At 59.7% G+C, this 12,686-nt stretch carries 11 protein-coding genes; all 11 read right to left on the bottom strand.

The genetic code is table 11. The features are described 5' to 3' along the window. Positions 1-59: 59 nt before the first annotated feature. Positions 60-1,628 carry a hypothetical protein gene (locus AS189_RS07215; protein ID WP_062286977.1) on the bottom strand — a complete coding sequence of 523 codons (1,569 nt, stop codon included), beginning with the start codon at positions 1,626-1,628 and terminating at the stop codon, positions 60-62. 13 nt (positions 1,629-1,641) lie between these two features. After that, entirely contained in the window at positions 1,642-2,502 is an 861-nt protein-coding gene (locus AS189_RS07210) for a glycosyltransferase (RefSeq protein WP_062286975.1), read from the bottom strand. After that, complete coding sequence (locus tag AS189_RS07205) at positions 2,487-2,723, bottom strand: hypothetical protein (protein ID WP_062286973.1); 237 nt, start codon at positions 2,721-2,723, stop codon at positions 2,487-2,489. The genes AS189_RS07210 and AS189_RS07205 overlap by 16 nt, the downstream gene beginning before the upstream one ends. 79 nt (positions 2,724-2,802) lie before the next feature. After that, on the bottom strand, positions 2,803-4,044 hold the full coding sequence (locus tag AS189_RS07200; protein WP_062286970.1) for a lipopolysaccharide biosynthesis protein: 1,242 nt from the start codon (positions 4,042-4,044) through the stop codon (positions 2,803-2,805). Between the two features lie 59 nt (positions 4,045-4,103). Then, positions 4,104-5,273: a glycosyltransferase family 4 protein gene (locus AS189_RS07195; RefSeq protein WP_062286968.1), complete on the bottom strand. Its 1,170-nt coding sequence runs from the start codon at positions 5,271-5,273 to the stop codon at positions 4,104-4,106. Next, on the bottom strand, positions 5,273-6,265 hold the full coding sequence (locus AS189_RS07190) for a Gfo/Idh/MocA family protein (protein WP_062286965.1): 993 nt from the start codon (positions 6,263-6,265) through the stop codon (positions 5,273-5,275). Before AS189_RS07190 ends, AS189_RS07195 begins: the two co-directional genes overlap by 1 nt. Positions 6,266-6,267: 2 nt before the next feature. After that, positions 6,268-7,359, bottom strand: a complete 1,092-nt coding sequence (locus tag AS189_RS07185; protein ID WP_062286962.1) for a DegT/DnrJ/EryC1/StrS family aminotransferase — start codon at positions 7,357-7,359, stop codon at positions 6,268-6,270. Then, the gene (locus AS189_RS07180) at positions 7,356-7,952 is read right to left on the bottom strand and encodes an acyltransferase (RefSeq protein WP_062286959.1); all 597 of its coding nucleotides are present in this window, start codon (positions 7,950-7,952) and stop codon (positions 7,356-7,358) included. Before AS189_RS07180 ends, AS189_RS07185 begins: the two co-directional genes overlap by 4 nt. 64 nt (positions 7,953-8,016) lie before the next feature. Further along, positions 8,017-9,120 carry a glycosyltransferase gene (locus AS189_RS07175; protein ID WP_062286957.1) on the bottom strand — a complete coding sequence of 368 codons (1,104 nt, stop codon included), beginning with the start codon at positions 9,118-9,120 and terminating at the stop codon, positions 8,017-8,019. An 8-nt stretch (positions 9,121-9,128) separates the two neighbouring features. After that, on the bottom strand, positions 9,129-10,418 hold the full coding sequence (locus tag AS189_RS07170; protein ID WP_062286955.1) for a nucleotide sugar dehydrogenase: 1,290 nt from the start codon (positions 10,416-10,418) through the stop codon (positions 9,129-9,131). Positions 10,419-10,543: 125 nt separating this feature from the next. Continuing rightward, positions 10,544-12,667 (bottom strand): acyltransferase family protein, encoded by a 2,124-nt coding sequence (locus AS189_RS07165; protein ID WP_062286953.1) that lies wholly within the window; start codon positions 12,665-12,667, stop codon positions 10,544-10,546. Positions 12,668-12,686: the final 19 nt, after the last annotated feature.

Below are 12,686 nucleotides of genomic sequence, written 5' to 3'. Positions count from 1 at the left end.
CCGGAGGATACTCCAGCAATTATGCTATCCCACAACCACGTTTGGAACTCCCGGCCCGGCTAGCGCCGGACCCAAACCTGAAAGTTGCCCTGCCCAGTCTTTAACACAAAATTTCGGGTCAGTTCCTCAATTGCCATGGGAGCGAGCCCGTAGAAGGCCAGTGATTTGCCCACAACGGCTGCTTGGGCATTCCTAAGCTGCTCCACCTGAAGCAATTCGGACGACATGGCCGGACGGCCCGGTAGCCATGGTCCATCGGGTGGCAGCGCCTCAACCATTCGGGTCCCGTAAACGTCAACGATGGAACTGCAGCCGTGGTGCATGGAGCTGGACATGGAGTCACTGATGACGCCAAGGTATGCGTAGGCAGTGAAAACACAGTCGTACTGTGAAACTTCGCGAGCCAGTGTCGTTTCGTTGACGCCCGGCAGCGGCTTGGGATTAAGTTCAAATCCGTGGATACCGACGGGAACCAACAACCCCACCGCCATGGCGGTAGCCACTGCCTGAGGCAGCAGCCGGCGACGCCGGGAGACGGCCCGGGTAACAAAACCCACCACGACACCCAGACAAAGAGCGATGTAGGCGATCGTGAAATTGGGGTAGTGGTCAAAGAAACTCATGGACATCAGCAGGGCGGCGGTGGTTACGCCTGCGAGTGCAGCCCACCAGAATTCATCAGCCCAAGATCCCGCCTTGAATCCCTGCTCAATTCCAATCAGTGCCGAAACTAAGATTGCAAGGGCCCCCACCGCTGCCACGGCCGTGAGGGCGTTCTGGGGCAGCGGGATGCCCACAAAGTCTCCAAGGCGATAGGACAAATCCTTCATTGCGCCATCGGTGCGCGCCAACTGGGCCAAAATCACATCCTTGAACATTGCCCTCGGCGAGGCCAGAAAGAACGGACCCATGACAACTGTGCACACCGCTGCCCCTGCCACCACAAATCGCAGGAGCAGCCTTGTCCCGAACCTTGCGGCGACCATCAGACCGAGCACAAGGATGGGCATGACGGCCCACAGCTTGAAGCACAAGGCAAGACCCAGAACAGCGCCAGCCACTGTCACTGCGCGCCTCGGGTGCAGCCGGCTGTCGCTCCGAAGTGCCACCAGTGCGAGCAGCGTGCAGGTGGTGAGCAGCGGCGAAAGCATAACCGAACGCTCGGCGATAGTGGCCACCGTGGAAACAGCGTAGAGTCCAGCGCCCACTACTACAGCAGCATGGCCCCACTTCTTCAGCAACAGGCCTATCATTACCGTGTTCAGCGCTCCAAGCAATGCAAAGAACACCCGGGCAGACCCGATTCCAACAGTGTCCGAGACCAGCCATCCAAGCGCGGCAAACGGCGTCATCAACACGGCAATCCCGGGCGGGTGAACCAAAACAAAATCCTGATATGGAATGGATCCGGCAAGCAGGTGCACACCCGCGGCATAGTGGACCGCATCGTCGTAACCTCTGAAGCCTCCCAGTGTTCCCGATTCCAAAAGAGGCAGGAGTCGAGTAAGGAAGGCCGTTGCGGCTAGTCCAATGATGAGAATTGCCATCCCATTGACAGGCGGCATCACCTTGCCTCGGCGGTTCACGGCTTCCCGCTGCCGGGTGAGGACTTCAGGGTTTTTACCCACTGTTTTCCGTGGATCATGTCAGCTGACGGGCGACTTGTCGCGCACGGGCAGCCCAGGTGTTGTCCGCCCTGATGCGAAGGGCAGTGTCGGTGACATGCGCGATCTTTTCCGGGTTCTCCGCAAGGTCATCCAACAGGGTGGTGAGCGCCTCCTGATCGAAGGGAATCGCCCACCCGTTACCATTCGCTTGCACGAATTCTGCAACGTTGGTCCCTTCGTTAACAATGACCGGCTTGCCGAAGCCAATGTATTCAGCGAACTTGATGGGGGCGGCAAAGGACCGGTAGATGCTGGGTTCAATGAACAGCATGCAGATGTCAGACTTCGCATAGTAGGGCACCAGATCTGATCCATGCTTGTGCACAATCTCAATCCGGTCATTTATCAGGGGCTCATAGCCTGCCTGAACCTGCTGCCATTCGTCCTCCCTAGTGCAAATGGTAAGGAAGGCATTCTTGGAGGCGGCCACGGCGCGCACACAATCATGCATGTTGTAGTAGCCGCCCAGGCCACCTACATAAAACAAGCGGACGCTATTGTCCCCGGGGTGGGCTGCATCATTGATTTCGCCGCCTGGGGGAAGCGCCTCGTGCCTTTTAGCCGGGAAATGTGGCACGAATTTCCCCATCCCCATGGACGGCAGGTACAGCTTGTCAACAGCAAACTTGTACGCAAGGAGATCAAAATTGTAGAGCAACCTTGTGCCGGTGTGGACAAGCGGGTTGAGCCGCTGCTTGTACTCAGGGAAGCGCCAGTAGATGTCGCGGTAGAACAGGCCCACCTTGATGCCGTTCCGCCGGCAGAATCGCAGGAATGCGACATCCATCAAAGGATGGCGGGGAAGATGGTCGGGATCGGTCAGGGCCGTGGGCATGGTATGACTCTCGGAATAAACAAAGTCAAACCTCTCCCCTGTGTAATGCGCGCCTTGAGTGCCTTGATCAGGGCACGGCGTTGCTTGGACTCCCCCGAGACGAGCTCCACCTCGTAGCCGATCTCCCTGAACGCCTCCAACATGCGCATGGGGCGCAGGGCACTGCCTGACTTGCCCTCCGGGTTCAGTGGGTAGGGAACGTGGTAGATCATACGGGCCATGGCTTTGGGGGCTTTCTAGTATTGAGGTTCCAGCGGTTTGCCGCGCAGTTGCAAGTCATTTCATGTCAAGCTCGGAGTGCTACACAACCAATGGTTTGTCCTCAGGATCTTTTTCATGATCAAATCTGTGTCCTACCCACAACGCCAAAACGGTGAAGACCACAAGAATGCCAGCCATCGCCAAGGCGACGATGGTCAGGTTCGCCACGATGTCCCCGTGCAGGAAATAAAGCAGCGAGAGAGGCACTGCTGTGTAAACAATGGCATGGGCCAGCATGAGGTGTTGTGTTTCGGTGACAACAAAGATCGTTGAAATCGGTGAGGTAATCAGACTCATGAAGAGCCAGGGAACCAAGGCACGGGCAATGAGCCCGGCATCCGCCCACTCCGTGCCCAGAACCACGGGGAACGCCCAGGGTGACAGCCAATAAATGAGCCCGAAGGGGACCACACCCAATATAGCCGAGCGGAACACCGAAGATTTCGCGAAGGCGAACATCGAACCTCTCTCCATGACAGCCAGCCGCTGGAAAAATACCTGCGACAGTGCACCATTGATCAGGCCCAGGGGAACTTCCAGAAGCTTCCAGGCCATGTAGAACTGGCCCAGCAGGGGGCCGGAATACATGATCCCAATGAGTATATTGATGCCGTTGGTACGCACAGCGTCCAGAAGTGCGTTGGGCCCGTTGAGCAGCGGCATGCGGCGGTACCGGCCAAACAAGCCGCGAATGCCCGCCTCTGACTCATCAAGGCCCTCACGAACGTCGCGTCCCTTGTACCGCAGGGTCAGAAGTGCTGCACTCTGGCCCAGCAGCGTTCCCACAATCAGGCCACCAACGCCACCCAACTTGCCCAGCGCCAATCCCAGCTGGGCAATTGCTGTTCCACCGCTTTGCAGCACGCGGTTGATTCCGATGGCTTTGTAGTCGCTCCTGCGGTTGAGCCAGTAGGTCATGGCAGAAATCTCAGCGAGCGTGAAAACGCTCAAGCCAACAAGCCACAGCCACGGAGCCAGTTCCGGTTTGCCCATCGCATCAGCAATGAGCGGGGCCCCGATCCCGCATACCAACGTGGCTGTGATGCTGACAATCAGAATAAGCCGTGTGACGCCCTTCTTGAGCACCTTTGCATCGGCGTCCTTCTTGGGCAGCATGATCGCCATGTCATAGCGCAGTGCAGCAACCACTGTCACAGTTGCAACGATCGAAGAATACAGCGAAAACAGGCCGTAGGCCTCCGGCGAATACAGTCTGGACAGCACAGGAGTCAGCAACAACATGAGCACCTGTGCCGCCGCAGTTCCCGTCAGAAGCGTCATTATGTGCCGCAGAAACTCGCTGCGGCGCCACCTGGCTATCCGGTCACCAACACGCTCTGTCACTGTGAGGTTTTCACTTCGGCAACACCGAGCACTTGGGCTGCTGCAACCTTGCCAGACGCCTGCAGGGATGCATTGGCCACAACCCAGTCAATGCGTGCGGACCTCCCCTTGTCGGGTTCGGCTAGAAGCGCGCACATGGCCTGGGCCACGGCGTCGACGGTGTAGTTCGCCGCAACACCCAGACCATTGTCAGCAACAACTGCTGCGCCGTCACCCTTGCCAGCAAAAATCACAGGCGTGCCGCACCCGGCCGCGGCGTAAATCTTGGTGGGTTTTGCAAAATCATAGCCCTGGTCGGGCTTGATGCTGACAAGTGCGCCCGTGGCACCCCGGATCCAGGAAGCGGCTTCCGCAGGGGGAACCACTCCCCCGAAATGGACACTGCCCGGCGCAACCGCGACCGACAGTTCCTTCAGCGCGGCCTCATCGGTTCCCTGCCCGAAAAACCGAACCTCAGCCTCGGGGTGGGTCGGCAGAACTTTCGCCAGCGCCTCAATAAATATTCCTGCACCCTGCCACTCGCTCATGGTCCCGGTGTACACGAAATAGGGCTTCGGTACCGCAGCATTTTCCCCGTCGGGGCCAAATACTGTGGTGTCCACGCCGTTGCCCACCACGTGTATGCGGTGGGCCGGCACCTTGAACTTTGCAACTTGTTCGGCCACGGGCTGGGAAACAGCAATGACCTTCGCAGCCCTGCGCATGACGAAACCTTCAACAAATCCCATGGTCTTTTTCACCACGGACGGGACATCCATGGCGGAGAGCGCCTCGGTCCAGACATCTGCCGCATAGTACACGAAGGGGCGCCGGCGCAGTATCGAGGATAGTGCAACGATGACGCCCGTAGTGGGCGGCGGTTCCGAAACCACCACATCGGCAGGTGTCAGCAACAGCCGGAAGAAGGCGGGAATGTCAAAGCTGAGGTACTGGACGTAGCCTCGGACATTGCCACCGGAATCGCGCATGACGGGCCAGCGGCTGAGCTTGTAGCCCGGCTTGAACAGTCCCGAGCCCGTGGGCGGCGTGGTGGTAATAACAGTGACGTCGGCTCCCTGCTCAACCAGACCATCCACAAGGGCCTTCAAGCGGAAAGCCGCCGCCCCCACTTCCGGCGTGAACAGCCTAGTGGTGACGACGACCTTCAACGGTTTTTGCGTTGACACTAAGAAGCAATCCTTACGAGTTGGCCGGTGAGGGAGGACTCCAGCACCGCTTCTGCCACGAGCAGCGTGTCCTGGCCTTCGGCCATCGTGACGACGTCGTTTCGCAGACCCAGCACGGCGTCGCGGAATGCTTCATGCTCTGTGCGCAGCGGCTCGGGCTTGGCGATGGCCAAACGGGTCACGTTGCCCTCAGAGACGCCCCTGAACGCGGCCATGGACTCCCATTCGGTGGCAACTGTCCCGTTCTCATAGAACGTCAGGTCCGCCGTCACGGTGTCGGCCACAAAGGCTCCCTTTTCACCGGTGACAATGGTCAGCCTTTCCTTCATGGGGGAAAGCCAGTTCACCAGGTGGTTGGTGATGACGCCGTTCGCGAGCTTGCCGGTCGCGGCAACCATGTCCTCGTGCGGGCGGCCACTGCGGGTGGTTGTCTGGGCGAAGATTGACTCGAAGCGGCTCTGAGCCAACCAAGCGGTCAAATCAATGTCGTGCGTGCCCAGGTCCTTGACCACTCCGACGTCAGCGATGCGGGCCGGGAACGGTCCCTGGCGGCGGGTGGCGATCTGGTAGACCTCACCGAGTTCGCCATCAGCAATGCGCTTTCGCAGAGACTGCAGAGCGGGGTTGAAACGCTCGATGTGTCCCACGGCGCCGACGAGCCCCTTGGCCGCGAAGGCGTTCACGAGGCGCTGGCCTGCCGGTGCGCTGGCCGCGATGGGCTTCTCAACCAGTGTGTGAATGCCGGCCTCAGCTAGGGCCAAACCGACTTCCTCGTGCATGCCGGTAGGCACGGCCGCAACAGCCATGTCGATGCCGGCCGCAATGAGTTCCTCAACGCTGCTCAGGACGGTCAGTTCCTTGGCGACACCGTGAGGATCACCGTAGGCATCGGCCACTGCAACGAGATCCACGCCCTCGACTTCGCGAATGACCCTCGCGTGGTGGCGGCCCATCATGCCCAGACCGATAAGGCCTACTCGCAAATTAGCCACTTTTAGGCACCAGCCTTCACGATGGTGTTAACGGCCGCGACGATGCGCTCGAGGTCGTTCTGCGACAGCGACGGGTGGACCGGCAGGGAAAGTACTTCCTTGGCGGCGATCTCCGTGTTGGGCAGGTCCTCGGTGCGGTTGAACGAGGGCAGACGGTGGTTCGGCACGGGGTAGTACACACCGGAACCAATGTTGAATTCTGAACGCAGGCGTGCATGCAGCTCGTCGCGGCCCTGGGGAACCCGGATGGTGTACTGGTGGTAGACGTGCTCAGCACCCTCGGCAACCTTAGGTGTTTCTACACCTTCGAGGTTGGCGGTCAGGAATGCGGCGTTGTCTTGGCGCTGTTTGGTCCAGCCCATGACCTTGGTCAGCTGGACGCGGCCAATGGCGGCGTGCAGGTCGGTCATGCGGTTGTTGAAGCCAACCAGTTCGTTCTCGTATTGCTTGTCCATGCCCTGGTTGCGCAGCAGGCGAAGGTTTCGCTCAACCGTCGCGTCCGAGGTGGACACCATGCCGCCCTCGCCGGAGGTCATGTTCTTCGTGGGGTAGAGGCTGAACATGCCGAACTTGCCGAACGTGCCAACCTTTTTGCCGTTGACAGCCGCACCGTGGGCCTGGGCTGCGTCCTCGTAAAGATCGATCCCGTGCTTATCGGCCAGCGCCGCAAACGCCTCGGCAGCAAACGGGTGCCCGTACAAGTGCACGGGCATGATGCCCTTGGTGTTCTCGGTGATGAGTGACTCCACGTGGGCCACGTCCAGCGTGTAGTAATCCAGCTCAATGTCAGCAAACACCGGGGTTGCGCCGGTCAGCGCCACCGAGTTACCCGTGGCGGCAAAGGTGAAAGAGGGGACGATTACTTCGTCGCCTGCCCCCACACCGGAGGCCAGCAGACCAAGGTGCAGTCCGGAGGTGCCAGAGTTCACGGCAACGCTGGCACGGCCGTCCAACAAGACCTCAGAGAACTCGCCCTCAAAACTGGCCACCTCCTTGCCCTGCGCCAACATGCCTGAGAGCATGACAGCGTCAACCGCTGCACGCTCCTCGTCACCGATGATGGGTTTTGCTGCGGGAATGAAGTCCTGGCTCATGAGTTTTCCTCTGCCTCTTTCAGGGTGTTTCCATCTTCAACATACTTTGCTCCGGTTTCCGGGCAAACCCAGAAACCACCCTCTGCCTTGAGAGGGAAACCTGCCTTGCCAACCCAACCCAACCGGCGGGCGGGAACGCCAACCATCAGGGCGAAAGCCGGAACATCCTTTGCCACCACAGCGCCAGCCGCGATCGTGGCCCACCGGCCAATGGTCACCGGTGCCACACAAACGGCCCGGGCACCAATGGACGCACCTTCCTCGACGGTCACGCCCACCGGGGTCCAATCGTGGGCACTTTTCAGCGAACCGTCCGGGCTGATGGAGCGGGGGTAGGTGTCATTGGTCAACACCACGGCAGGGCCAATGAATACGCCCTTACCCAACACGGCGGGCTCGTATACCAGCGCGTAGTTTTGGATTTTAGTGTTGTCACCGATCTTGACGCCAGTGCCCACGTAGGCGCCACGGCCAACGATGCAGTTCTCACCAAGGACGGCGTTTTCACGCACCTGGGCAAGGTGCCAGATCTTGGTGCCTTCGCCGAGAATGGCTTGTTCTGAAACGTCGGCGCTGGCCGCGATGCTACTCATGCAGTGAGTTCCTCTCGATGATCAATGGTTCCGTAAAACGAAAGTTCTTGTGTCATTATCCCAGCTATCCTGCGCCACCCCGCACACGGTCGTAAATCTGGGTGAATTGGCTGGCAACATTTTCCGGCGTGAATCGTGTGGGCAGCGTCCCGGAAATGGCGGCCGCGGACACCGTGGAGAACTTGTCAACGGCCGCGCAGACGCCTGCACAGAAGTCCTGCGCGCTTTCCCCGGAAACCAGCAAACTGTTCTCCGAGGTGAGAAAATCCCGCACTGCAGGCAGATCGGTGATGACCACCGGCAGGCCCATGGCGACGCCCTCGGCCGCGGCCATGCAAAAAGTCTCATGGGCTGTGGGCAGCAGGAAAATGTCTGCCCGGCGCAGGTGGTCGGCTACCTGTGTCGGCGGGACCATGCCCGTAACTGTCACATGGCCTCCGAGTCCCAACCGGTCAATCTGTTGTTCAATCTCTCCCCGCAGGGGCCCATCGCCCACCCATGTGAGTGAGGCGTCCAGTCCTTGATTGCGCAACAGGTGAAGGGCCTCAACAGCCAGCCCGGGCCTCTTGCCAGCATTCAGCCCCCCGACGGACACTACTTCCACCCGCCCGGAATTGCCGCCGGCGCGAGGGGCAGGCTCGCCCACTTTGGTAACAACGTTTGGAACAACGTAAACGGCGCCGCCCCGGCTGAATCGGCGCAGGCCCACGGCCTGCGCCTCACTGACTGCTGTCACGGCATGGGGCAGCCGGAGCAAATACCGCAACCAGGACATGACAACCCAGGCCTTAGAGACGCTTGCAGGATTGTTGACCCCGCTCCAGTGCTCTGTGTGCACCCAGGTTTTGCGCCGGCCCAGGGCCGCGGGCGCAGCCACCGCGGCCGAGGTGAACGCCATGGTGTGCAGGATGTCGGCCTGTTTGAGCGCCTGCCTGAGGTGGCCAAGCACTACACCGTAGCTCCATGGACGTTTGGGGGAGAGTGGAATCCGGGTTACCGAAATGCCCTCAAAGTCTTCCACTACCACACCGCCGCTGCCGCCCAGCATGATGTGAACAACCTTCACATCATGCTGGGCGGCGATGGCTCGGACATGGTTTAGTGCAAAGGGTGCCGTGGACGGCGCCTGGGCATCCGGAAACCATGTGGTGAAGACAAGAACTTGCACGTTTCTGGCTACGCCTTGCCAATGACACGGTAGATGACGCCGTCCCACTTCTCGGCGGCGCTGACGCGACGGCCATCGATGAACGCCTTCACACCGGGCAAATCTGCCGGTGCCAGTTCACGGTATTCGCTGTGGTCCGCCTGTACGACTGCAGCATCCACTGCCTCACCCAAGTGGTACGGGATAAAGCCGAGACGGGTCAGTTCGGCATCCGTGTACATGGGGTCATGAACCAGTGCAGTGCCGCCGCGGCGGTTGATGGCCTCAACAGCGTCGAATACTCCAGAGAACGCGGTTTCCTTGACCCCGCCACGGTAGGCAGCACCAAGAACGACGACGCGTGCCCCCGTCAGATCTCCATAGGCACCTTCAAGCAGACCAATGGTGTAGTCAGGCATATCAGCGTTAGCGGCTCGGGCGGCTCGTACAACTGTGGCTTCCGGATCGTTCCACAGGTACAGCCGCGGGTAAACAGGGATGCAGTGCCCGCCTACGGCGATGCCGGGCTGGTGGATGTGGCTGAACGGCTGGGAGTTAGAAGCCGCAATGACCTGGTAAATATCAATACCGGTCTTTGCAGCGAAACGGGCAAACTGATTAGCCAAGCCAATGTTCACATCGCGGTAGGTAGTCTCGGCGAGCTTGGCGAGCTCTGATGCTTCGGCAGAGCCCAAGTCCCAGACGCCGTTGGCGCGATTCAGATCGGGGCGCTCATCGAAGTCCAGGACAGACTCGTAGAATTCCACTGCCTTGGCAGCACCAGCTTCGGAAAGGCCACCAATGAGCTTGGGGTATTTGCGCAGATCTTCAAAAACACGGCCGGTGAGAACTCGCTCAGGCGAGAACACCAAGTGAAAGTCCGTACCTTCAACCAGACCCGAGCCAGCTTCCAGAGCGGGCTTCCACCGTGAACGTGTAGTTCCCACGGGGAGGGTGGTCTCGTAGGCAACCAGAGTGTTCGGGGTGAGGTGGCGAGCCAGCTCAGCAGTGGCTGTATCCATCCAACCGAAGTCTGGGTTGGCATCTTTGTCAACGAACAACGGCACCACAAGTACCACCGCGTCAGCACCGGGAACAGCCTGAGCATAGTCAGTCGTGGCGCGGAGCTTGCCAGACGGCACCAGCTCAGAGAGTTTCTCCTGCAAGTGCGCCTCACCGGGGAATGGCTCCTGGCCGGCGTTGACGAGGTCCACAACGGTCTGGTTGACGTCGACGCCAACAACCTCATGCCCCTTGGATGCAAACTGAACTGCCAGTGGCAGGCCGATCTTACCGAGTGCGATGACTGCAATCTTCACGTTTTAATAGCCTTTTCTTTCGAGCCTGAGTGCCACACGGAGCCCATGTCCACACCGGAGTTTGTTACTAGAATATCCAGCTTTGCTTCAACTTCGTTTCACATGAGAGCCAAGCCACGTTAATTTCACATCCCCTGCCGATGGCTGGACAAAAGCATTCGCTCAATAAACGGCGCCATGAGACGGGAAAATTCGCCGTTTAGGTGGTTGTTGTCATAGTAAACCGCCACATTGCCCACCACTGCGTAGCAGAGTTTGGCATCACAAAAATGATCCGTCAGATCAATCAGGCGCACATGTGGGCTAGCCATGCCGCCAACGGCTCCGACCAGCGGGTCGGCGGGGTGTGCTTTGGCACGGTCCACGGCACACTTTGCAGGATCGGACGGATTCAGGACAACACATTTGGAATCGCGCGCCAGGGCATTCAGGGGCGGGTCCGCCAGAACGTAGACGGCACTTCCGGCGTCCACCCAACGTTTCCAGGTCTTCGCAAGTCCATCGCTGTACTGGGCTTGTTGGGAGAGGCCGGAGCCGTCGTTGAGAATTTCCTGGCGGGCAAAAGCGGAATAAAAAACCATGTCCGGACGATCCTGCTCAACCATGGCGGAAATTGAGTGCCCAGCAGTCTTGCAGGCGGCACTGGCCGACGAGCTCTTTTTGCCTTCGTAGCTTTCCAGCGTGAAATCACCGATGGGGCAACCGCCCAGCAAGGAATACGTCATTTTCCATTTGTTCTTCTTGGCCAAATCCAGCAGCGGCAGCTTCCACTGTTCTGCGTGGGAGTCCCCCACCAGCCAGAGCGAATCAGCGTCCGGATTCCCTTCGGAGTAGTCGCACACGGCCACCGCACTGACACCCGGTGGCTTGCGAGCTGGATCCACGGCGCACTCTGGTGCCCCCGCATAGTACTTGTTGGCATCGCCCATGACTGTGACAGCTGCCGGCCCCAGAGGGTCCGGGCAGGCCTTCTTGGCTGTAAGCGCCGCCGGGCCATGGCACGGGCCACCGTACTGCGCGGACTGCAGCGCCTCAGCGTTGGCCTGTTTGATGTGCCCGCCCCAGGCAAGCCCGCCAGAAATCAGGGCAAGGGCAACAATGCCAACCCCCATGGCCGCATACGTTTCCCGCGGACGCTTGCCCAACATCTTCCACGACTTCCCCTGGTCCTCAACCAAAACTTTCGTCAGCCATGCTAGGGGCAAGCAGCACAGTGCAATGACAAGCTTGTGAAAGGCATTGAGTTCCCCGCCGACGAGGTAAGGCGCCACCACAATCATGGGCCAATGCCACAGGTATATCGAGTATGAAACATCACCCGCGAATTGGACAGGCTTCCAGGCAAGCACAGGTCCAAAGGGCGCCTTGGCTCTACCTAGTCCTGCGACAATCACAGCCGCTGTCCCCACCACCGGAAGCAGTGCGGCCCATCCCGGGAACTGTGTGTCCTGGTTGAACGAGGCCGCGGCCAGAACTATGACCAGCCAACCAGCAGTTGCCACCCCCACGGCCGGGAAACGGGGCAATGTGATCTTCGCTGCCAGCAAGGCCACAAGTGCCCCCACAGCAAACTCCCAGACGCGCACTGGTGTCACGAAATAGGCGGGGTCAGGGCCTGTGGCGGTGAAGTACACGGAATACATGAGGCTGGCCACTGCGGCCAGCGCAACGCCAGCCACCAGAACCCTTCGGGGTGAACCGAAACGCTTACCAAGCTTGAACAGTCCAAGCAATGCCAGCGGCCACACGAAGTAAAACTGTTCCTCCACCGACAGCGACCAATAATGTTGGGCGATGGTGGCGTCGTTAGTCAGTGCCGAATAATCCACCGACTGGGCGGCCAATGACCAGTTGCCCACGTACAGCGCACTCGTCATGACTTCACGGGCAGTCCGCGCCCACTCGGAATACGGCACCCAGAGGGCCACCGCAACGGACCCGACTGCTAAGACTAGGAAGGCAGCGGGCAACAACCGCTTGATCCGCCGTGCGTAAAACCGCCCGATCGCCAATCCAGAAGTGGAGACCAGTTCCTTGCTCAGGTGCGAGGTGATCAGGAATCCGGATATGACAAAGAAGATGTCCACGCCGACATAGCCCCCAGAAACCCTGTTGGGCCAAAGGTGGTTGAGCACTACAAGCCCCACAGCCACGGCGCGCAGGGCCTGAATGTCATGTCGCATCAGCTTGCGTCGGGGGCGGCGCAAGCTCGGCTCGCCGGGGCGCAATTCACCCGCAGCAAAGTCCATCCCCCGTAGTCTGGTCACG

It is taken from the genome of Arthrobacter alpinus (assembly GCF_001445575.1).
Taxonomy (GTDB): domain Bacteria; phylum Actinomycetota; class Actinomycetes; order Actinomycetales; family Micrococcaceae; genus Specibacter; species Specibacter alpinus_C.
The sequence above is the reverse complement of the archived record's forward strand: the minus strand, read 5'-3'. Positions and strand labels throughout refer to the sequence as shown.